Genomic DNA, 21,463 nt, shown 5'->3' on the forward strand with positions numbered 1-21,463 from the left:
CTGGGCCTGGCCGGGGGACTCAGCGGCCGCGGGCGAGGGCGGCTTCCCGCCCGCACGCGTACGCCAAGGCGCTGACCAGCTCCTCCGCGTCCGGCAGCCAGCGGTTGGCGGCCGTGGGCTGCCGGGCCCACTGCACCGGCCCGCGGTTGCCGATGCGGGTGGGAGGCGCGATCACGTAGTCGCCCTCCCCGCGGGCCACGAGGTCGAGCGTGGAGGGCGACCAGCCGAGCTTGCGCGCCTGGTCGGCGACCTTCAGGGCCCCGCCGGGCAGCACGAAGAACTGCATCCGCCGGAACGGCGTGCACGTGATCGGCCCCAGCTGGATCTCCATGCGCTCCATGCGGGCCAGCGCGAGGAAGCCGGCGGACTCGGAGACGTCGAGCGCGTCGAAGGTACGGCCCGTCGGCAGCAGGATCGAGGCGCGGGGCTGCTTCGTCCACATGCGGCGCGCCGTGGACGCGCTCCCCGTGGCCTGGGTCGCCCAGTCGGGCCGGGCCGGATGGGCCCCCGGAGCGGGGCAGTCGAGATCGCCGCACGAGCAGCGCTCCCGCCCGTCCACGGCCTCCAGCCACGTACCGGCGAATACGTCCCAGTGACGGTCCTCCGCGTATCTCGCCGCCGCATCGAGCACGCGCTCGCCGCGTTGCTGGGGGATGTGCGGGGCTCCTACTCCGATGGTCTCTTCCACGTTCAACACAACTCCCCTTGTCACCAGGGGTTACGGCTTGGGCACAGGCATGTTGCAACTGCCGGTAACAGCACGTGGGGCGCACGGATGCATGTACGGGGGCGCAGGCGAAAGTTCGCCGCAGCGAAGGGGTAGCCACCTGGGCGCACGTGCTGACCCAGGACATTGCCGCGATCGATGCGAATACCGGCAAGTCCTGCATTCTCCGGATATCAGGGGGGCAAAGATCGAAGGAGAGAGCGTTCACAGCTGTACCGGCTCCTCCGCACCCAGCGGAGCTCATCGCGAACGCATAGCGTCTCAGGGGGTTACGTCATGGCCGCACGGCCACTCGTTGCGCGGCAGCCGAACGAACGGCTGCAAGCGCTGATTCAGGAAGCCGGCTGCTCCAACGCCGGGTTGGCGCGCAGGGTCAACATGTGCGGCGCCGAGCACGGTCTGGACCTGCGGTACGACAAGACGTCCGTGGCCCGCTGGCTGCGGGGTCAGCAGCCGCGCGGGCGGGCCCCCGCCGTCATCGCCGAGGCCCTCGGCCGCAAGCTGGGCCGCTCCGTCACCATCGACGAGATCGGCATGGCCAACGGCAAGAACTTGGCCTCGGGCGTGGGTCTGCAGTTCTCCCCGACGGTCCTCGGGGCCATCGAGCAGGTCTGCGAGCTGTGGCGCAGCGACGTGGGCCGCCGCGACTTCCTCAGCGGCACGTCGGTCGCCTCCTCGGCCCTCGTCGAGCCGAGCCGCGACTGGCTGATCACCGCGGCGGACGCGCAGGTCGCGCGGAGCGCGGGCGCGCGCGTCGGCCCCTCGGACGTCGAGGCGGTGCGCGCCACGACCGAGGCGCTGGTCGAGCTCGACCACCGCTACGGCAGCGGCCACGTGCGCCCCGTCGTCGTCCACTACCTCAACAGCGTCGTCTCCGGGCTGCTGGCCGGCTCGTACCGGGAGGCGGTCGGCCGCGAACTGTTCGCGGCGGTTGCCCGGCTGACGGAGCTGGCGGGCTACATGGCCGTCGACACCGGCCAGCCCGGCCTCGCCCAGCGCTACTACATCCAGGCCCTGCGGCTCGCCCAGGCGGCCGGTGACCGCGGCTACGGCGGCTACGTCCTGGCCGCCAGCATGAGCCACCTCGCCGCCTCTCTGGGCAACCCGCGGGAGATCGCGCAGCTGGCCAAGGCCGCGCAGGAGGGGGCGCGCGGGCACGTCACGCCGCGCGCGGAGGCCATGTTCTACGCCGCCGAGGCGCGCGGCCACGCGCTGCTCGGTGACGCGCGCTCCTGCCAGACGGTCGCCTCCCGGGCGATCGCCCGCCTGGACGCCGCCGACAACGGCCCGGACTCGGGCGACGACCCGCCGTGGATCCGCCACTTCGACCGGGCCTACCTCTCGGACGAGCTGGCGCACTGTCACCGCGACCTCGGCCAGGCGGAACCCGCACGCCGGCACGCGGAGGACGCCCTGACCACGCATCCGACGGGGCGGGTGCGCCGCCGCGCCATCGACCTGCTGCTGCTGGCCACGGCCCACGTGCAGCAGCGCGAGGTGGAGGAAGCCTGCCTGACGGGCACGAGGGCCCTGGAACTGCTGGGCACCCTGCGCTCGAACCGTGGGGCGGAGTATCTGGACGACTTCCGGCAGCGTCTGGAGCCGTACCGGGACGAGCCGGTGGTGCGGGAGTTCGGGGCGCGGATGGAGTTGCAGGCGGCGTAGGGGGTGCTGGGGGTGTAGGGGTGCCGGGGTCTTGGCTTGGGCCGGGGCCCCGGCTGGCCGTTCGTTGTGGGGCGGGGCCGGGGCGGGAGGGGACGGGAGCAGCCGGATTGGTGCGGAACCGGGACGGGCCGGTGCGGCCGCGCACTTGTGCGAACCGGTAGCGTGAGTCGCCGGTCACGCAAGTCCCGTTACAGCCTGAGGAGTCCCGGTGACGCAGAGCGGACAGGGAAACGAGCCGCAGCCCGCTGCGGCCCCGCCCGCGCCGCCAGTACGGCCCGCCCCCGACGGGGGCGCCCCCTGGGGCCCCGGCGCCCATCGCGCCCCCCTGCCACCGGAGACCCCCCAGGGCGACTCCGACGCCACGCAGTACCTCCCGCCGCTGGGCGGCGCCCCCATGCCGGGCGCCCCGCTGCCGCCCCCGCCGTACGCGGCCCCGCCCGTGGCCGAGGCGTCCACGCAGTACCTGCCGCCGGTGAGCGGTGACGGCGGTGCGCCCGCCGGACGGGACGTGTGCGAGATACGTGAGATACGGGAGGCGGCCGACGAGCCGCCCGGTACGTACGGTCGCGGCGTCCCCGAATCCGCTGCAGAGGCCACGCAGTTGCTTCCCCCGCAGCGGGGCGGCGCCGGACGTGGCTCTGATGCGGAGGCCACCGCACTTATCCCGCCTGTGGGTGGCATGCCCCCCTTTGGGTCGGGTGTGGGTGCCGGACGTGGTTCCGACGCTGATGCCACGGCCCTGATTCCGCCCGTGGGTGGTGGCATGCCTCCCTTTGCGCCGGGTGTCGGTGCGGGGCGTGGCTCTGATGCGGAGGCCACGGCCCTGATCCAGCCTGTGGGCGGTGTGCCCCCCATTGGGGCGAATGCCGGTGCAGGTCGTGGCTCTGATGCTGATGCCACGGCGCTGATTCCGCCGGTGGGTGGCGGTATGCCGCCTTACGCGCCGGGTGCCGGTGCAGGTCGTGGGCCCGATGCGGAGGCCACGGCCCTGATCCAGCCCGTGGGTGGCATGCCTCCCTTTGGGGCGAATGCCGGTGCTGGTTCCGACGCCGATGCCACTGCGCTGATGCCCCCCGTCCCCGGCTCGCCCCCGCTGCCGTCTGCCGGTTTCGCCCCGCAGGGGGCTCCCGTCGTGGCGCCGACGGGCGGCGCGCACGGCGGTCCCGCGGGTGCGCCTCCGGCCGGTGCCGAGGCGACCGCGGTCGGCCCGGCGGCGGGTGGCGGCGGTGCCCATCGGCGGCACGCCGCGCCGGAGCGGGCCCCCGAGGGCCAGGCCGGGGGCACCGATCCGGCCCCGTCCGTGACGGGTTCCGGGCCGGCCACGCCCTTCACCGTGATGGCGCCGGCGGGCGAGCGGCCGCCGCCCGCCGAGTTCGACACGCTCTTCCGGGCCGCCACCCCGACGCAGCAACTGCCGCCCGTCCCGCCGGTCGGCGCGCCCACGCCGCCCCCGCAGCCGGCCGCCAGCCCCTCGTACGGCGTGCCCCCGAACGGGCCGCAGGGCCCGCGCGGTCCCCAGGGCCCGAGGGACGACGCGCCGCGGCAGCCGGGGCGCAAGAAGTCGCCGGCCGTGCTGATCGCCGCGGTCGTCGCGGGCTGTGCCGTCGCCGGGCTCGGCGCGGGTGCGCTGCTCAGCGGCGGGGACGACGACAAGAGCGAGCCGCAGAAGGCCGCCGTCGCCAGTACGTCGCCCACCCCCGCGCCCAAGGGCGAGGCGTCGGCCGCACCCAGCCCCAAGGCCCCGGAGAAGTCGGCCGACCCGGCCGAGGCCCAGGCGAAGGCGCTGGACGCGTTGCTGAAGGACAGCAACAACAGCCGCGACTCCGTGATCAAGGCGGTGGACTCCACCCGGAGCTGCAAGGACCTCGGCAAGTCGGCCGCCGACCTCGACGCCGCCGCGGGCCAGCGCAACGGCCTGGTGACGCGCCTCGAACAGACGGCCACGGACCAGCTGCCCCAGCATGCGGAGCTGACGGGCCAGCTGTCGAAGGCGTGGAAGTCGTCCGCGTCGGCGGACAGCCACTACGCGGCGTGGGCCCGCCAGGTGGACGGCAAGAAGGGCTGCGTGAAGGGCCATGCCCGTCCCTCGGCCGACAGCGTCGCCGGCGACCGCGCCAGCGGCGACGCGACGGCCGCCAAGAAGAAGGCGGCCGAGCTGTGGAACCCGATCGCGAAGAAGTACGGCCTGACGCAGCACGAGTGGACCCAGCTGTAACGAGGACGACGAGCGCTGCCCGGCCCTCACCGGGCAGCGCACCCGTCGGCGTCAGCCCTTGCTCTGCTCCTCCAGCGTGCGGGCCACGTTGACGAAGCCGCTGCGGTCCGCGACCAGGCGGCCGCCCCTGACCACCTGGTAGGTGACGTCCGCGTTGACGACGCGCGGGTAGTCGCGGACGGCCAGCAGGTCCTGTTGCCGCCAGCGCAGGGGCGGTGTCAGGCCGCCCGTGTCGACCTCGTGGCCGTCGTCCAGGGCGTGGCGCACCGATGCGGCGCTGATGTCGTCCGCGTCCAGGGACATCAGTACCGACCGCAGCACCGTGTACGCGAGCCACGTCGTCTGGACTCCGGGGTCCGTGGGGCTGACGCGATTGTCGCCGAAGGCGTGCTCCTCGATGACCTTCCGCATCGAGGCCCACCGGCCGTCGTCCGCCGCCGGGTACCAGCCGGTCGCGTACGCGCCCTCCAGCGGGCTGCTCGCGCCGCCCGTGCTGTCCACCAGCGACTGCTGGACGCTGCCCAGCACGGCGGCGATGCGCACCCCGGACCCGCGTCCGGTCTCGCGCAGCCGCCGGAAGGAGTCGAAGAAGGTGTTCGTGCGCTCGCCGAGCGCCGCGGTGACGCAGGCGCCGTCCTCGGTGCCGGCGCTCTCCAGGGCGGCGGCGCTGTGCCGCGTGTAGTCCGTGGCGTCCTCCGGGGCCCGGACGTCGGCGGCCCGCGGCCGTCCGCCCGCGGTGAGGCCCGCGTCGAGCAGTGGCGGTAACTGGTCGCCGGCGATCGTGTCCGGCCGGACGAGCGCGACGCGCCGGCACACCCCGGCCAGCTGCCGCCCGTTGCCGGCGAGCAGGGTCGCCTGGCCGCCGTTGACGGGGTACGACAGGGGGCTGGTGAACTCCTCGTTCGTGATCCCGTAGCCGCCGATGAACGGTGTCCCCGATGCCTCCAGCGCCGACATCATCGACCGTCCGTGCTGGCTGTAGGAGCCGACGACCGCGACGGCCCCGGCCTCCACCGCCCGCTGCGCGCAGCCCGCGGCCGCGACCGTGTCGTTGCGCTCGTTGCAGGTGAGGACCTTCAGCCGGCGGCCGCGGATGCCGCCGCTCGCGTTGACCCAGCGGGCGTAGGCGGTGGCCATGGCGGGCATGCCGGCCATGTTGGTGGCCTGGGTGCCCTCGGGGGCCCAGGTCATGACGGTGATGGGTTCCCGGGAGTCCCCCCGGGCCCCCGGGAGCCCACCACCGCACCCGGTGAACAGCGCCGCTCCCACGGCTGTCGCACACACCGCGGCCATGGCGGAGTGCAGGAGCGGGCGGGGGAACAGGCGGCGCCGTCCGGTCATGGCCGGAAGCCTGCCGCCCGGCAGGTAACGGCGGAGTGATCATGTCGCAACGAAGGGTGACGCCGGGGTGAACACCGGGAGCGGCCGGGGTGGGGCACGGCGGGGCGCGGCGGGAACGTACGATCGATTGTTGTGCAGGGTTCAGAGAAGTCTTCCCGTCGCGGCCGCCGCTCGACCACCATGGACGGTATGCCGCTCAATGACATGCCGTGGTGGCGCTGGCGCGCGAACGTGCGCTCCGCGCTGCACATGCTCTCGGACCTCGTCTTCCAGCAGGAGTGCTGGCTCGCGGGCCGCGAGGGGTACGGGGACGTGACCGACGCCGTCTACCGCCTGGTCGAGGACACCTGGCTGGACAACTGGTCGGCCGAGAAGTACGTCGGCACCGTCTTCCGCGACTCGGGCGAGGCCGCGCTCGTCGACGTCGTCGTCCTGCGCGTCCTGCGGATCATGCACCAGGTCGGGGCGGACGCGCCGTCCTCGGCCTACCTGCAGCACCACGGCTGGCCGGAGGTCGTGCAGGCCGCGCGCGAGGCACACGTCCGGCTGGCGGCGGGCGACGGGGAGAGCCCGGACGTGCCGCCGCGCCCGCTCGCCGTGCTGGAGCTGGCCACCGGGTACTGAACCGCCACCCGCCGCCCGGCGGGCGGTCCGGCAGGGGTCCGGGATATGCGACGCTATTGGGCTATGACCACCGAACAGCCTCAGCAGTACGTCCTCACCCTTTCCTGCCCGGACAAGCAGGGCATCGTGCACGCCGTGTCCAGCTACCTCTTCATGACCGGCTGCAACATCGAGGACAGTCAGCAGTTCGGCGACCGGGACACCGGGCTGTTCTTCATGCGCGTGCACTTCGGTGCGGAGGCCCCGGTCACGGTCGAGAAGCTGCGGGCCAGCTTCGCGGCGGTCGGCGACTCCTTCCAGATGGACTGGCAGATCCACCGGGCCGACGAGAAGATGCGCATCGTGCTGATGGTGTCCAAGTTCGGGCACTGCCTCAACGACCTGCTCTTCCGCTCCCGCATCGGGGCCCTCCCGGTCGAGATCGCGGCGGTCGTCTCCAACCACACCGACTTCGCCGAGCTCGTCGGCTCCTACGGCGTCCCCTTCCACCACATCCCCGTGACGAAGGAGAACAAGCCGGAGGCGGAGGCGCGGCTGCTGGAGCTGGTCCAGGCCGAGAACGTCGAGCTGGTCGTGCTCGCCCGCTACATGCAGGTGCTCTCCGACGACCTCTGCAAGGCGCTCTCCGGGCGGATCATCAACATCCACCACTCCTTCCTGCCGAGCTTCAAGGGCGCGAAGCCGTACCACCAGGCGCACGCGCGTGGTGTGAAGCTGATCGGTGCCACCGCGCACTATGTGACGGCCGACCTCGACGAGGGCCCGATCATCGAGCAGGAGGTCGAGCGCGTCGGCCACGACGTCACCCCGGAGCAGCTCGTCGCGGTCGGCCGCGACGTGGAGTGCCAGGCGCTGGCGCGCGCGGTGAAGTGGCACAGCGAGCACCGCGTGCTCCTGAACGGCACCCGCACGGTGGTCTTCGCCTGACGTCCTCCCCCGAGCGGCGGCCGCCGTCACAGCCGTGACAGCGACGCCGTCGCGTACAGGACGTCGCGGACGGCCTCGGCGTCGCCGAGCGAGCCGGCGGCGGCCTCCTCCGGGGCGACGTGGCCCGCGGCCAGGCGGCAGAACTCCACCCCGTCCAGGGCCACATGCGCCACCTCCCCCTCCGGCGTGCCGAGCGCGCCGGGGGAGTCCAGGGCGATGTACCAGTGGCCGCCGCCCCTGCCCTCGATCTCCAGGTGCAGGGCGCGGCCGGGCGTGCCCGCCGCGACCAGCGTGCGGGCCGGCGGGGCCAGGCCCGCGCGGCGGCGTGCCGCGATCGAGGACGGCAGCAGCCGGGCCGCCAGGTCGATCATGCGGTTGAGGTGCGGCGAGGACGGCGGCTCGTACGGATAGTCGACGGCGTCGGCGATGTCCTCGGCGTGCACCCAGCACTCGAAGGCGCGGTCCAGGAAGGAGTCGCGCAGCGGCAGGCTGAACGGGCCGTACGGCACGTCGAGGTCGGCGACGTTCCCGTCGGCGAAGGACGCCGTCCGTATCAGCGCCCGGCCCTGGTCGCGCCAGGCGGACCGCACCTGGGCGGGCGTCTGCCGTGTGGGTGTGCCGGAGGCCCAGAGGGCCTCCGTGCGCTCGTCGGGCGAACCGCTTCCGCCTCCGTCGGGCAGGCCGAGCGCGCCCGCGACGATGCCGTCGACGGCCGTCAGATGGCCGATGACGCCGGCGACGGTCGCCTCGCGCGCGGCGGGGCGCCGCCCGTCGAACCAGGTGAGCCGCACCGGCGCCTGCCACTCCGCCTCGCCGATGTCGCGCAGCAGGGCGTCGAGCCGGGCGGCCTCCGCCTCGTAGGGCGCGGCCCATTCGGGGACGGGGATGCGGGCGGGCCGGCGGCTGAGCGCTCCGGCCAGGACGCGGGAGCGCAGCGTGGGGTCGAGGTCGAGGCTGTCCTCGGGGTGCAGCAGTGCGACGGCGTCGCGCAGCCGGACGGCCTCCTCCGCGCACGGGGCGCAGTCGGTCAGGTGTTCCTCGACGGCGGCGGTCTCCTCGGCCGAGCACGCGGCCAGCGCCCAGGCGCCCAGCAGCGACTTGAGCACGTGGTGGGACGGCGGACGGGCCGCCTCCGGCGGCAGGGGCGCGTCGTTCATCGCAGGGCCGCCTCGCCGGGCGGCGCGACCGCCCGGGGGCCCTCGTGGGCGGTGGACAACAGCTGTAACCCGAGCCTGAGCCGCCGCCTGGCCTCGTCCTCGGTGACACCCAGCCGCACCGCGGCCTGACGGTAGTCCAGACGGCGGAAGTAGGCGAGGTCCAGGGCGGCCCGCAGGGGCGCGGGCATGGACGTGACGATGTAGTCGGCGCGGGCGGCGGCGCTGGCGGCGCGCACCTTGGCCTCGATCTCCGCCGCGGGCCGCTCCCCGTCGTCCTCGGTGCGCCGCAGCCGGCTGACGGCGTGCCGGTGGGCGAGGGAGGCGATCCACGAGCGCAGGGGACCCTCCTTGGGGTCGTACGCCTCCGGGTGCTCCCAGACGTAGCCGAAGACCTCGCGGGTGACGCGGTCCGCGCCGCTCTCGTCGCCGAGGACGCGGTGGGCGAGGCCGTGCACGAGGGAGGCGAAGCGGTCGTAGAGCTCGCCGAGCGCGGCGGCCTCGCCGTGGACGAGCCGCTGCTGCATCCTGCGGTCCCACCGCGGTGGTGCGTCGTTCGTCATCCGGCCTGCCCCCTCCGTACGCACTCCTGTACGCCCTCTCGCCGAATGTATCGGCAGGGTCCGACAACGCACGAGCGTTTGGGGCGAAACCCGGAAAGGGTGACTCTCACTTCTGCTGCGCATGGTATTGAAGCGTTCACTTTGGGTGGAGGTCCGGGGCGGGGTGACGACCGGTCATGGCCGGTCGTGGTCGAACGCGCCCGAATGTGCCGATGTGTTATGCGGGTGTGACCGGATCTATGGGGATTGGGGGTCCGGGCTGGGCATAGGCTCAACAGCGGTCGGCTTATGCCAGGCGATGATTCACGCCGTGCCCCGCACGGTGTTTCACATGCCGCTCCACGGGGGAAGCGCCAGGCAGCCATACCGCGGAAGGGTCCATTCCGAAGGAAACGACAGACCGAGTGAAGGGGCTCGAACGCGTGACGTTGAAGGTGTTGGAGCATGAGCAAGGGGACTGGGCCGTGCTCCAGGTCTGCGGTGAACTCGATCTGGTGACCTCGCCCTCGGTCCGCCAGCACGTGCACGACGCTGTGGCGGACGGTCGGCGGAGCCTGGTGCTCGACCTCGGCGAAGTGCGGTTCTGCGACTCCAGTGGCGTGGGGGTACTGATTGCCGCACGCCGGCTGATGCGCTCCTGTCAGGGAAGACTCAGGCTGATCCTGCCCGCCCAGGGGGCCGTGGAGGACTCGCACGTCAACAGGGTGCTGGGGGCGCTGGGGGTGCGCCGGCTGTTCGAGGTCTACCCGGACCTGGAGAGCGCGACCGCGGAGCCCGCCACCAAGCCGCTCTCGGCCTGAGCGCGGCCCCGGGCCGCCGTCATCTCTCCTCCCGGGGGAAGCGGGCCCGTACGGCGAACCCGCCCTCCTCGGTGGCGCTCGCCTCCAGCGTCCCGCCCAGGCTCTGCGCCCGCTCGCGCAGGCCCACCAGACCGTGGCCCCCGCCGGGCAGTTCCGGTGCCGGCACGGCCGCGTCCGCCGGTCCGTTGCGGATCTCCACCAGCAGCCCCGCGCGGTCGTCCTCGGTGATCCGGACCGTCACCTTCGCGCCCGGTGCGTGCTTGCGGACGTTGGTGAGGGCCTCCTGCACCGTGCGGAAGGCCGCGCGCTCGACGGCCTCCGGGCGCACGGCCGCCGGGTCGGAGCCGTCCTCGAACGCGACGTCCAGCGCGCTCAGATCGATCAGCCGCGGCAGGTCCGACAGCCGCGGCTGGGGGGTGAGTTCCTCGGTGTCCGCCCCCGCCGCCCGCAGGATGCCGACCATGTGGCGCAGCTCGTCCAGGGTCCGCACGGACAGTTCGCGGATGGTGCGGGCCCCGTCGCGCGCCTGGCTGTCCTCGGTGCTGATCTGCACGGCTCCGGCCTGCAGGCTGATGAGGCTGACCTGGTGCGCGACGACGTCGTGCATCTCGCGGGCGAGCCGGGCCCGCTCGGTGGCCAGGACGCGGTCGGCCAGCAGCCGGTCCTCGCGGGCCCGGCTGCGGGTCAGTTCGTCGAGCCGGTCGGCGAGTTCGCGGCGGGTGCGGGTGAGCAGGCCCAGCGCGATGGGGGTGGCCGCCACCACGACGGCGTCGACCAGGTTGACGGCCGTCTCGCGCCGGTCGGCCAGCGTCAGGTCCGAGACCGGGTACGGCACGAACTGCGCCGTCGTCATCAGCAGCCCCGCGACGGCGAGCAGCCACCGGTGCGGGCGCCGCACGGCCAGCGTGTAGAGGGCGATCATGGGTGCGAGCCAGATGTACGTGAGGTACATGCCGGGCAGGGTCGCGGCGAAGACGGTCGCGGGCAGCCGCCGGCGCCACAGCAGCGCCGCCGCCGCGAGCAGCGACACCCACAGCTCGTACCCCGGCTCGATCCCGTTGACCAGCAGCGCGTCCCCGGCGGCGAGCAGCGCGGGCCCGGCCACGGGCACCCAGTCCGGCATCCGGGCCGGCAGCGGCACCCGCCAGGGGCTCACTGCCGTCCGCCTTCCCGGACCGTGGCCACGAGCCCGGCCCGGTCGGCGACGATCGCGGCCTGCACGCGGTTGACGCCGCCGAGCTTGCCCAGGACCGCGCGCACGTGGTCCTTGACGGTGCTCGGCGCGAGCCCCATCCGCTCGGCGATCTGCGGATTGGCCAGGCCCGCGCCCAGGTGGGCCAGCACCTCGCGCTCGCGGGGGGTCAGCGCCCGCACCGCCGCGGCCGCCGTGGACTCGGCCTCGGCGGCCAGGTAGCCGCCGATGACCGCGCGGGTCACGCCCGGGTCGAGGACGCTGCCGCCCCCGGCGAGCGTGCGCACGGCCCGCACGAGCTGCTCGGGGTCGGTGTCCTTGAGCAGGAAGCCGGCGGCGCCCGACCGCAGGGCCGCGGCGAGGTACTCGTCGGCGTCGAAGGTGGTGAGCATGGCGACGGCGGGCGGGTGCGGGTGGGCGCGCAGGGCGCGCAGCACGGTCAGGCCGTCGACGTCCGGCATGCGGATGTCGAGGAGCACCACGTCGGGGGCGCACCGCAGCACCATGGCCACCGCCTCGCCGCCGCCGCAGTCGGCGACCACGTCGATGTCCGGGGCCGTGCCCAGGATCATCCGCAGCCCGGACCGGACGAGTTGTTCGTCGTCCACCACCGCAACACGGATCACCGCCCGCTCCTCTTTCCTGTTCCGCCGGGTTCCGTCCGGCTCCCGGCCCCTCCAGCCTGCCGCACCGGCGGATAAAAGCGGAGTTCGGCACTCCACCCCAGGGCCGGGGCCACCCCCGCCGACCGGCGGGGGTGGATCTGGACCCACGGCGGATTCCCTCCGGGCCCGCCGGACGGCAGAGTGCTGTCCATGCTGCACCATGCGGGGGTCGGTCCCCGGACCCCGGCCCGTCCGCGGCGCGCCCGCGCGCTCGTGGCGGCCGGAGTCTGTACCGCCGCCCTCGCCGTCGCGTGCGGCCCACGGTCGCAGGCCGCCGCGCCCCCCACAGGCGGCGGCCTGTCCGTGTCCTACGAGGCCCCCTCCCGCGGGGGCGAGGACGAGAGGGCCTTCCTGCGCGGGCGCCGGCTGCCCGAACAGGTCGCGGCCGACCTGAACCGGACGGTCCGGCTGCCGCAGCCGGTGCGGATCGTCGGCCGTTCCTGCGAGAAGGACGGCATCCCCGAGTACGACCCGGAGTCCGGGCGCATATCGCTCTGCTACGGCTTCATCGGCGAGGTCCGCTCGATGTTCGCGGCCGAGCGGGACGGCGGCGACCCCGACGAGCGGACGGCCGGCGTCGTCACCGAGACGCTCTACCACGAGGCCGGCCACGCGCTCATCGACAAGCTGGCCCTGCCCTTCACCGGTCACGAGGAGGACGTCGCCGACCAGTTCGCGGCGTACCGCCTGCTGAGCCGGGGCGAGACGGGCCGGGCCGCGCTGCTGGCCGCGGCGGACAACTACGCCCAGTACGCACGCGAGGCGGACCCCTCCGACGTGGACCCCTCCGACGAGCACGCCCCCGACGCCATGCGCAGCGCGAGCTACCGCTGCTACCTCTACGGCTCGGCGCCCCGGCAGAAGCGGGGCAAGGAGTACCGCTCCCTCGTCGACGGCAAGCGCCTGAGCAAGGAGCGCGCCGGGCTGTGCGAGGAGGAGTACGAGAGCCTGCGGCGCGGCTGGCAGCGGCTGCTCGCACCCCATATGTCCGACCGCTGACCGGCCCCGGTGAGGGGAGGGCCGGTCGGCGGGCCGGCGGCGGCCCGCGGCGTCAGGGCCGCGGCCAGTACGGCGGCGCGGTGGGCGCGGGGCCCAGTGTGGTCGTCCCGGGCGCGGCCCGGTGTCCCAGGCCCGTGCGGTAGGCGTCCAGGGCCGCCTCCGTACGGCCCGTACGCCGCAGCAGGTCGCCCAGCAGCCGGCACAGGTCGGCGAGGTCGCCCGCGGCGCCCGTGCGCTCCAGCAGCGACAGCGCGGCGCAGTAGTGCTCCTCGGCGGCGTCGGTGTCGGACCGCTCCTCGGCGATGAGTCCCAGCAGCCGGTGCGCGCCGCCCGCGTGGACGGCACCGCGCTCGGCGCCCAGCGCGGTCGGCGCGAGCAGGGGGCGCAGCAGCTCCTCGGCCTCGGCCGCCTTGCCCCGGCGGCGCAGCACGTCCGCCAGCTCCACCTCCACCTGCACGGTGAACAGGGCGGCGCGCTTGGAGGCCAGCATGTCGCGGGCCGTGCGCAGCTCGCTCTCGGCCTTGCGCAGGTTGCCGTCCTGGGCGTGCACGTAGCCGCGCATCCAGTGGCAGTGGGCCAGTTCGGTGCGGATGTGCAGCTGCTGGTAGAGCTCCTGGGCCTTGGCGAGGGAGGCGTCGGCGTCGGCGATGCGGCCCTCGGCGATGAGGGTGCGGGCCACGCCCCGGTGCATGCCGGCCACCAGCGCGGGGTTGTCCACCTGGGGCGCGAGGGCGAGGGCGAGCTCCGCGGCGTGCGCGGCGCGTGCGTGCGCGCCCATGTCCATGTAGGGCGCGATGGAGGCGGTGTAGAGGAGCAGCAGGGCGTCCGGGTCGTGCATGCCGGAGGCGTTCAGCTCGTCGAGGGCCGTCTCCAGCAGGTAGCAGGCGTAGCGCAGTTCGCCCGCCAGGAGGTGGGCGGTGGCCCGCCCGCGCAGGGCGGGGACGCGGCGCGGCAGCGGCTGGCCGGCGAGCAGGGCCTCGGCCTCGCCGAAGAGGTCGCGGGCGTCGGTGAGCTCGCCCGTCTCCAGTGCGCAGTCGCCGAGCCCGAGCAGGGCGGTGAAGTGCTCCTGCACGAGGTCGAGCCCGGCGGCCTCGTCGCGCAGCGCGCGGAAGAGCACGGCGGCGTCCTCGGCGTCGCCGGTGGCCAGGGTGCGCCGGGCGTCGGTCAGCCGCAGGCGCAGCTCGGTGGCCAGGTGCGGGGGACGGCCGGTGGCGATCTCCTCGACGGTGGTGCCCAGCCGCCCGGCCAGGTGGCGCAGGGCGGTCTCGGAGGGCCGTACCTTGCCGGCCTCCAACGTGGAGATGTATGCGGCGGTGTAGGCGGGTTCGGCCAGTTGCTTCTGGGTGAGCCCCCGCTCGGTGCGCATCCGCAGGACGCGGCGCCCGATGTCGGAGGGTTCGTCCGCCCGTATGCCGTGGGTGCTGTTCTCGGCCACTTCCGCCCCTCGGTACATTGCGCCGTGATCCAAGCCGTTCGTTAAGTCTGCTTACGTGAGGATGTAACCGTGTCGCCTGCGCCGTCCGTGCCGTCCATACCGAAGACCACCGGAAACGGTGACACAGCGAACACCGGGGCCCCTGGCGCCGCCACCGTCCGCCAGCCCGGCCTCATGATGACCGACCACTTCTTCGACGTACCGCTCGACCACCGGGACCCGGAGGGGGAGCGTATCCGCCTCTACGCGCGCGAGGTCGTCGCCGCCGGCCGCGCCCGGGAGGACCTGCCCTGGCTGGTCTACCTCCAGGGCGGCCCCGGCTTCCCGGCGGGCCGGCCGGTGGGCCGGGAGAACTGGCTCGACCGGGCGCTGGAGGACTACCGCGTCCTCCTCCTCGACCAGCGCGGGACCGGCCGCTCCACCCCGGCCACCCGGCAGACCCTGCCGCTGCGCGGCACCCCCGGGGAGCAGGCCGCCTACCTCGCGCACTTCCGGGCCGACGCCATCGTCCGCGACTGCGAGTACATCCGCCCCCGGCTGACCGGCGGCCGCCCGTGGACCGTGCTCGGGCAGAGCTTCGGCGGCTTCTGCGCCGTCACCTACCTCTCCTTCGCGCCGGAGGGACTCGCCGAGGTGATCGTCACCGGTGGCCTGCCGTCCCTGGACGCCGGCGCCGAGGACGTCTACCGGGCGGCCTACCCCCGCATGGAACGCAAGTGCCTCGCCCACTACGCCCGTTACCCGCAGGACGAGGAGGCGGCCCGGCGCATCGCCCGGCACCTGGCGCAGCAGCCGCAGACCCTTCCGGACGGCACCGTCCTGACCGTCGAACAGTTCCAGCAGCTCGGCATCCTGCTGGGCACCGGCGACGGCTCCCACCGGCTGCACTACCTCCTGGAGGACGCCTTCGTGCCGACGCCCGCCGGAGAGCAGCTCTCCGACGCGTTCGGCGAGCAGGTCGCGGCGCTGCTCTCGCGCGCCGCGAGCCCTCTGTACACGCTCCTCCATGAGGCCATTTATGCCCAGGACGGCCGCCCGACGCACTGGGCGGCCGAACGCGTCCGTGCCGAATTCCCGCAGTTCGAACCGAACGTCGAGGACGGCGGGCGCTTCCTCTTCACCGGCGAGACCGTGCACCCCTGGATGCTGCACACCCAGCCCGCCCTGCGCCCGCTGCACGAGACCGCCCAGCTGCTCGCCCGGCGCGAGGGATGGACGCCGCTGTACGACGCGGCGCAGCTGGCCCGCAACACCGTTCCGGTCGCCGCCGCGATCTACCACGACGACCTCTACGTCGACACCGGGCACTCGCTGAGGACGGCACGGTCCATCGCCGGACTGCGGACGTGGGTCACCGACGAGTACGAGCACGACGGCGTGCGGGCGAGCGGACGCGTGGTGCTGGACCGGCTGCTCCGGCTCGTCCGGGACGAGATCTGAGCGCACGCACCTGCCGCCCCCGTGGCGAATGTGAGGCCGCATCAGCCGCATCCATTGTCATGAACCTCCCGAGCCTCTACGTTAAGCGGCGCCTTAACGCGACTTAACCCGCTGCTTGTGCAGTGGGTTTCGGTTCGGGAGGAACCCCCCATGCACCGACGAATACCTCTCGCGGCGAGCGTGGCCGTCATGGCCGTACTCGCCGCCGGCACCGGCGCCTCCGCCGTTGGTCCGACTCCGGATGTCAAACCCGCCCAACGGGTGGAGTACTTCACCGAGCCGGGCGGACACCCCCACCACACCACCGTCCCGGCGTCCCCCACCCCGCCGCGCTCGCTGCGCCCGTCCGTCAAGGGCGACGGCGACGTGACGCCCGTCGTCACCAACGGGCCCACCGGCACCACGCTCGACGTCGTGTTCATCGGCGACGGCTACACCGCCTCCCAGCAGGAGGCGTTCCACACGGCCGTGCGGGCCAAGTGGGCGAAAATGTCGGCCGTCGAGCCCTACGCCTCCTACCGCAACCTCTTCAACGTCTGGGCCGTGGACGCCGTGTCGCGCGAGTCGGGCGTCTCCGGGGACCCCGCGCAGGGTGTCGCCAAGGACACCGCGCTGAAGTCCGGCTTCTTCTGCGACGGCATCGAGCGGCTGCTGTGCGTCGACACCGGCAAGGTCGAGTCGTACGCCGCCAAGGCGCCCGCCGCCGACCTCGTGGTGGTGCTGGCCAACTCCACCAAGTACGGCGGGGCCGGCTACAACGACGTCGTCTCGACGGTCGGTTACGACGGCATCGCCACCGCCTCTTCCGACAACGACAGATCCGACCAGATCGCCGTCCACGAGACCGGCCACTCCCTCGGCAAACTCGCCGACGAGTACCAGTACGACGAGTACGGCACCTACACCGGCCCCGAGCCCGGCGACGTCAACGTCTCCGCGCTCACCGCGGAGCAGATGACGGACCGGCGCGCCAAGTGGTACCGCTGGATCGGCCGGACCTCGCCCGACGGCGGCACGGTCGGGGCGTACGAGGGCGGCGGCTACTACCCGCGGGGCCTCTTCCGGCCCACCCAGGACTCGCTCATGCGGTCGCTGGGCCGCGAGTTCAACCTCCCCGGCCGGGAGGCGATGATCGCCGGTTTCTACCGGCACGCGCGCGTGCTCAGCGGCGAGCCGGGCAGCGGCACACGCATCGGGCGCGGCGACCGGGTGCGCGTCCGTGCGGCGTCGGCGACGACCGAAGTGCGCTGGTACGTCGACGGCCGCGAGGCCGTGGCCGCCCGGGGGCGCACCACGGTCGTCCCGCGCGCGCTCGGCGTCCCCGCCGACGGCCGGCACCACACGCTGACGGCCAGGGGGACCGACCGCACGGAGGCGGTGCGCGACCCGGCACTGGCGGACCGGCTGACGACGACGCTGGGCTGGCGGGTCGGCTGACGGCAGGGACGTAGGCAGGCGGGCGGGCGAGGCAGGGCAGGCGGGCCCGCCGGCCCGGGCCGGTCAGGGGGCGCGCGCATCGCCGGCCCCCTTTCCGCCGCGTGGTGCTACGCCGGCGCCGCCGTGAGTGCGGCCGTGCCGGGGTAGGCCCGGGCGAGCCGGGCGAAGCCCCGGTCGAGGGCGTCCTCGGCGGCCGACCGCGCGCGTCCGGCCGGCTCGCCCGCCGCCAGGGCGGTGTGCACGGCCGCGTAGGCCGTCTCCCCGACGGTGACGACCAGAGCGGCGAACAGCTTCCGTTCCGCCTCCGGCAGCTGCGGCGCCCGCGCGGCCAGGAGCTCGCACAGCATCTGCTGCCGCTCGGCGGCGATCGCGAGGTAGCTGCGCCTGAGCGCGGGGCTCTCCAGCAGGACGCGGGAGAAGACCCGCCCGTGGGCGGCGTGGTCGCCGGACAGGATCCGTTCGCACCGGCCGGCGTAGAACGCGCGCAGGCCGTCGAGGAGACCGTCCCAGGTGCGGGCCGACCCGACAGTCTCCGGCATGCCCGTCCAGAACTCCTCGCGCCGGCTGAAGAAGATGTCCTCCTTCGACGCGAAGTGCGTGAAGACCGTCGCCGGAGCCACGTCCGCCGCGGCCGCGATGCGGGTGAGCGTGACGGCGTCGAAGCCCTGCTCGGAGAAGAGCCGGAAGGCCGCGTCGGAGATGGCGCGCCGGGTGCGTTCCCGCTTGCGGCCCCGCAGCCCGCTCGTGTCCGTAGGGGATGACGTCATGCGCTCAGAATAACGACTCCCGCGCTTATAAATAGAGCTGCTATATTTTTAGAGCAGGTCTACTTCTGAAGGCTCGGGGGCGCCTCATGGACACCGACGCGTTACCACGGCCCGGCACGGCGGGCGGCCCCACCGCGCCCGGCACGTCCCCGGCGCCCCGCTCCACCGCGGCGATCCTGGTCCTCGCCTGCGCCGCCCAGTTCATGGTCATCCTCGACGTGTCGATCGTGAACGTGGCGCTGCCCTCGATCCGCGCCGAGCTGCACCTCAGCAGCGCCGGCCAGCAGTGGATCGTCAACGCCTACACCCTCGGCTTCGCCGGCCTGCTGCTGCTCGGCGGCCGCCTGGCCGACCTCGTCGGCACCAGACGGGCCTTCCTCACCGGCCTCGCCGCCTTCACCGCCGCCTCGTTCGCCGGCGGCCTCGCCCCCGGCGGCGCCCTGCTGATCGCCGCACGGGCGGTGCAGGGCGTGGGCGGCGCGGTCCTCGCGCCCGCCACCCTGACGCTGATCATGACGACGTTCACCGAGCCCGCCGCCCGCACGCGGGCCATGGGCGCCTGGAGCGCCGTCATGGCGGCCGGCGGCGCGGCGGGCGCCGTCGTCGGCGGCGTGCTCACGCAGTACGCGGGCTGGCGCTGGGTGCTGTTCGTCAACGTCCCCCTCGGCGCCGTGCTGCTGGCCGCCGCCCTGGCGTACGTACCGGCCGCCACCGGCGCCGGCGGCGGCCTGCGCCGGCTCGACCTGCCGGGCGCGGTGACCGTGACGGCCGGCCTGACCGCCCTCGTCTACGGGATCATCGCCGGCGAGACCCACGGCTGGGACGCGCCCGCGGTGTGGGGCCCCGTGGCCGCCGCGGTCGTCCTGCTGGGGGCGTTCCTCGCCGTCGAGGCGAGGGTCGCCCACCCGCTCGTCCCTCTGGCGGTCCTGCGCCGCCGCACGCTCGCCACCGCGAACCTGGTCGTGATCGCGATCGGCGCGGCCATGTTCTCGATGTGGTTCCTGCTGTCCCTCTACCTCCAGCAGGTGCTCGGCTACACCGCCCTGCAGGCGGGCCTGTGCTTCCTGCCCGGCGCCCTGTCGATCATCGCGGCCTCGCGCCTCGCCACCCGCTGCGTCGGACGCGTCGGCGCGCGCCCGCTGCTGGTCGGCGGCATGACCGTCAGCGCCGTCGGTTTCGCCTGGCTCTCGCAGCTCTCCGCCGGCGGCAGTTACGCGACGGACGTCGCCGCGCCCTTCGTCCTCGCCACCTTCGGCGCGGGCCTGGCCGCCATGCCCACCACGATGACCGCCACCAGCGGCGCCGCCCGCGAGGAGGCCGGGCTGGCCTCCGGCCTCGTCAACACCTCGCGCCAGGTCGGCGGCGCCCTCGGCCTCGCCGTCCTGGGCACCGTCGCCTCCCGCACCACGGCCGCCCGGCTGGCCGGCCACGCCCACGACGTACCGGCCGCGCTCGCCGCCGGCTACGGGCGCGGCCTGCTGCTGGCCGCCGCCTGCGCGGCCTGCGCCGCCCTGGGCGGCCTGGCCCTGCCCCGCCGCACCACCAAACCCTGACCCACCGGACCGGAAGGAACGAAGACCTCATGGCGAACGAGCTGAACCACATCATCGTCCACTGCAAGGACCGCCGGGAGAGCGCCGCGTTCGTCAGCGAGCTGCTGGGCTGCGCACCCCCGGTCGACGTCCACCACTTCACCCAGCTGAAGACGTCCAACGGCGTCGACATCGACTTCGCCGACTTCGCCGTCAAGCCCGAGGACCTCAACGGCTCCCACCTCGCCTTCCTCATCAGCGAGGAGGAGTTCGACGCGACCTACGCCCGGATCACCGAGCGGGGCCTGCAGCACTGGGCCGACCCCTACCGCACGACCGAGGGCATCAACCGCAACGACGGCGGCCGCGGCGTGTACGTGTGGGACCCGGGCGGCACCATCGCCGTCGAGTTCATCACCCGCCCGTACGGCTCCGGCTCCTGACCGCTCCGGCCCCCGCCGGAGCCGCTGCCTGACCGTGCCGGCGGCTAACGGACCAGCTCCCGTTCCAGCGGGGTGCGGAACCGGGGCGTGACGCGGACGTCACCGATCCAGGCGGAGAGCCGGCCGGCCTCCGCCTCGATCGCGGCCACCGCGTCGCGCCCCACGTCCGTCAGGGCCCGCCACACGATCTCGCCGTCCGCCCGCTGCGCCCAGCCGCCGACGATGCGGCCGTTCCACCAGACGGTGGGGCCGACGTTGCCCGCCCGGTCGAACAGGAAGGGCACGTCGTCGGGGGAGAGGTACCAGTCACGCTCGCGCCACCCCATGGAGGTCGGGTCGAGCCCGGGCAGCAGCGCGGCCCAGTCGCCGCACGGCTCCACGTCGTCGAGGTCGTCGGGCAGCGCCAGGCCGGGCCCCCTCTCCAACTGCACGGCGCACGCCCCGGCGTCGGCGAGCGCCGCGCGCGTGTCGCGCACGGTCCAGCCCGTCCACCACTTGAGGTCCGCCTCCGTCGAGGGCCCGTACGAGGCCAGCCAGCGCCGCGCCACCTCCGCCTTGGCCTCCCGCACCGGCACGTCCGGCAACTGCGGCGCCGACGCCCACGTGTAGAGGCTGCTCGTCCACGAACCGCGCGGGCGGGCCCGGCGCACGTGCCCGTCGCAGGCCAGCAGCCGCAGCACCCAGCTGCCGACGCTCTGCCGCCCCTCGTACGGCTTGCCGGGAGACGTCACGACGGCCTCCCGCAGCGCCGGCACGTCCCGGGCCAGCTCGGCGGTGGTCGCCTCGCCGCGGGCGGCCAGCGCTTCCAGCGCCTCCCGCTCGACGCGCACCAGGCGCCGCTCGTCCCACTCCGGCAGGCTCGCCCGCAGGCGCTTGACGAACGTCGCCCGCTCCTTGAGCGCGATGGCCCGGGCGGTGGAGGAGGCCACGTACGGGGCGGTGTCGGTGGTGACGGCGAAGATCGTGCGCCGCATGGACAGCAGCTTCACCAGCGTCACGTCCTCGTACAGCCCCCGCTCCACCTCGGCCGCCGACGGCTCGGCCAGCCGTGCACAGGCGGAGAGGTAGACGGTCGCCGGGTCGGTGGCGTGCAGTCCGACGAGCGCGTCGGTCACCTCCTCGACGGTGGCGGCCCGGCGCTCGGGTGCCAGGAGGTGACGGTGCCCGAGGCGGGCGCGACGCTGCGCGTCGCCGATGCGGGGGAGGGTGACCATGGAAAGACCGTAGGCCGGATGTAGGACGGATTCCGTCCTAGGGCGCGCGGTGTGCGTCCTGAGGGAACGGGGTGCCCGTCCCTCGGGAACGAAGAACGGGAGCCGGACACGTGATGTGTCCGGCTCCCGTCATGCATGTGCGCTCGGCAGGATTCGAACCTGCAACCTCTTGATCCGTAGTCAAGTGCTCTATCCGTTAAGCTACGAGCGCTCGGCCCCCCGGTGGCGGAAACCCGTCGGCCGGTCGGCGTTGCGGGAACAACTGTACATGACTCATTGCCCTGCTTTTCCCGCCCGCGGAGTGAAGCGACCTGTACGGGCCC

The 21,463-nt window shown here is 74.0% G+C and carries 19 protein-coding genes and 1 tRNA gene; 10 read left to right on the top strand and 10 right to left on the bottom strand.

The genetic code is table 11. The features are described 5' to 3' along the window. Positions 1–19: 19 nt before the first annotated feature. Positions 20–688 (bottom strand): bifunctional DNA primase/polymerase, encoded by a 669-nt coding sequence (locus tag LE181_RS09700; RefSeq protein WP_225660802.1) that lies wholly within the window; start codon positions 686–688, stop codon positions 20–22. Positions 689–1,003: 315 nt separating this feature from the next. Here LE181_RS09700 and LE181_RS09705 point away from each other — a divergent pair, with 315 nt between their 5' ends. Both LE181_RS09705 and LE181_RS09710 read left to right on the top strand, forming a co-directional pair. After that, positions 1,004–2,392 (top strand): NsdA family TPR-like regulatory protein, encoded by a 1,389-nt coding sequence (locus LE181_RS09705; RefSeq protein ID WP_225660803.1) that lies wholly within the window; start codon positions 1,004–1,006, stop codon positions 2,390–2,392. Positions 2,393–3,458: 1,066 nt separating this feature from the next. Continuing rightward, on the top strand, positions 3,459–4,607 hold the full coding sequence (locus LE181_RS09710) for a hypothetical protein (protein ID WP_225660804.1): 1,149 nt from the start codon (positions 3,459–3,461) through the stop codon (positions 4,605–4,607). 51 nt (positions 4,608–4,658) lie between these two features. Here LE181_RS09710 and LE181_RS09715 read toward each other — a convergent pair whose 3' ends face one another. Continuing rightward, on the bottom strand, positions 4,659–5,948 hold the full coding sequence (locus LE181_RS09715) for an ABC transporter substrate-binding protein (RefSeq protein ID WP_225660805.1): 1,290 nt from the start codon (positions 5,946–5,948) through the stop codon (positions 4,659–4,661). Positions 5,949–6,128: 180 nt separating this feature from the next. Between LE181_RS09715 and LE181_RS09720 the strand changes: the two genes are divergently transcribed. Both LE181_RS09720 and purU read left to right on the top strand, forming a co-directional pair. Continuing rightward, positions 6,129–6,572, top strand: a complete 444-nt coding sequence (locus LE181_RS09720) for an SCO4402 family protein (protein ID WP_225660806.1) — start codon at positions 6,129–6,131, stop codon at positions 6,570–6,572. A 63-nt stretch (positions 6,573–6,635) separates the two neighbouring features. Further along, positions 6,636–7,499: a formyltetrahydrofolate deformylase gene (gene purU / locus LE181_RS09725; RefSeq protein ID WP_225660807.1), complete on the top strand. Its 864-nt coding sequence runs from the start codon at positions 6,636–6,638 to the stop codon at positions 7,497–7,499. A gap of 26 nt (positions 7,500–7,525) precedes the next feature. Here purU and LE181_RS09730 read toward each other — a convergent pair whose 3' ends face one another. Together LE181_RS09730 and LE181_RS09735 are read right to left on the bottom strand one after the other, a co-directional pair. Continuing rightward, positions 7,526–8,656, bottom strand: a complete 1,131-nt coding sequence (locus tag LE181_RS09730; protein ID WP_225660808.1) for a maleylpyruvate isomerase N-terminal domain-containing protein — start codon at positions 8,654–8,656, stop codon at positions 7,526–7,528. Next, positions 8,653–9,216, bottom strand: coding sequence for a sigma-70 family RNA polymerase sigma factor (locus LE181_RS09735; RefSeq protein WP_225660809.1), 564 nt, complete (start codon positions 9,214–9,216; stop codon positions 8,653–8,655). The genes LE181_RS09730 and LE181_RS09735 overlap by 4 nt, the downstream gene beginning before the upstream one ends. Before the next feature lie 422 nt (positions 9,217–9,638). Here LE181_RS09735 and LE181_RS09740 point away from each other — a divergent pair, with 422 nt between their 5' ends. Beyond that, a complete protein-coding gene (locus tag LE181_RS09740; protein WP_225660810.1) occupies positions 9,639–10,016 on the top strand; it encodes an STAS domain-containing protein in 378 nt (125 codons plus the stop codon). Positions 10,017–10,035: 19 nt separating this feature from the next. Here LE181_RS09740 and LE181_RS09745 read toward each other — a convergent pair whose 3' ends face one another. Both LE181_RS09745 and LE181_RS09750 read right to left on the bottom strand, forming a co-directional pair. Beyond that, entirely contained in the window at positions 10,036–11,139 is a 1,104-nt protein-coding gene (locus LE181_RS09745; protein ID WP_225660852.1) for a sensor histidine kinase, read from the bottom strand. 29 nt (positions 11,140–11,168) lie between these two features. After that, positions 11,169–11,834: a response regulator gene (locus tag LE181_RS09750; RefSeq protein ID WP_225660811.1), complete on the bottom strand. Its 666-nt coding sequence runs from the start codon at positions 11,832–11,834 to the stop codon at positions 11,169–11,171. A gap of 189 nt (positions 11,835–12,023) precedes the next feature. Here LE181_RS09750 and LE181_RS09755 point away from each other — a divergent pair, with 189 nt between their 5' ends. Next, positions 12,024–12,872, top strand: coding sequence for a DUF4344 domain-containing metallopeptidase (locus LE181_RS09755; RefSeq protein ID WP_225660812.1), 849 nt, complete (start codon positions 12,024–12,026; stop codon positions 12,870–12,872). A 52-nt stretch (positions 12,873–12,924) separates the two neighbouring features. Here LE181_RS09755 and LE181_RS09760 read toward each other — a convergent pair whose 3' ends face one another. Further along, positions 12,925–14,238, bottom strand: a complete 1,314-nt coding sequence (locus tag LE181_RS09760; RefSeq protein WP_372458302.1) for a helix-turn-helix domain-containing protein — start codon at positions 14,236–14,238, stop codon at positions 12,925–12,927. Positions 14,239–14,481: 243 nt separating this feature from the next. Between LE181_RS09760 and LE181_RS09765 the strand changes: the two genes are divergently transcribed. Beyond that, positions 14,482–15,747: an alpha/beta fold hydrolase gene (locus tag LE181_RS09765; RefSeq protein WP_225660853.1), complete on the top strand. Its 1,266-nt coding sequence runs from the start codon at positions 14,482–14,484 to the stop codon at positions 15,745–15,747. A 150-nt stretch (positions 15,748–15,897) separates the two neighbouring features. Further along, a complete protein-coding gene (locus LE181_RS09770) occupies positions 15,898–17,184 on the top strand; it encodes a M64 family metallopeptidase (protein ID WP_225660814.1) in 1,287 nt (428 codons plus the stop codon). A 107-nt stretch (positions 17,185–17,291) separates the two neighbouring features. Here LE181_RS09770 and LE181_RS09775 read toward each other — a convergent pair whose 3' ends face one another. Beyond that, positions 17,292–17,951, bottom strand: coding sequence for a TetR/AcrR family transcriptional regulator (locus LE181_RS09775; protein ID WP_225660815.1), 660 nt, complete (start codon positions 17,949–17,951; stop codon positions 17,292–17,294). A gap of 86 nt (positions 17,952–18,037) precedes the next feature. On the opposite strand from LE181_RS09775, the gene LE181_RS09780 reads away from it, so the two are divergent. Both LE181_RS09780 and LE181_RS09785 read left to right on the top strand, forming a co-directional pair. Beyond that, positions 18,038–19,504 (top strand): DHA2 family efflux MFS transporter permease subunit, encoded by a 1,467-nt coding sequence (locus tag LE181_RS09780; RefSeq protein ID WP_225660816.1) that lies wholly within the window; start codon positions 18,038–18,040, stop codon positions 19,502–19,504. Positions 19,505–19,533: 29 nt separating this feature from the next. Then, positions 19,534–19,926, top strand: coding sequence for a VOC family protein (locus tag LE181_RS09785; protein WP_225660817.1), 393 nt, complete (start codon positions 19,534–19,536; stop codon positions 19,924–19,926). A gap of 44 nt (positions 19,927–19,970) precedes the next feature. Here the strand turns inward: LE181_RS09785 and LE181_RS09790 are convergent, their stop codons facing one another. After that, positions 19,971–21,140, bottom strand: a complete 1,170-nt coding sequence (locus tag LE181_RS09790; protein WP_225660818.1) for a winged helix DNA-binding domain-containing protein — start codon at positions 21,138–21,140, stop codon at positions 19,971–19,973. A gap of 138 nt (positions 21,141–21,278) precedes the next feature. Next, positions 21,279–21,351: transfer RNA gene (locus LE181_RS09795), tRNA-Arg, on the bottom strand. Positions 21,352–21,463: the final 112 nt, after the last annotated feature.

Origin of the sequence: Streptomyces sichuanensis (genome assembly GCF_020328095.1) — a bacterium.
GTDB classification, from domain to species: Bacteria; Actinomycetota; Actinomycetes; order Streptomycetales; family Streptomycetaceae; genus Streptomyces; species Streptomyces cinnamoneus.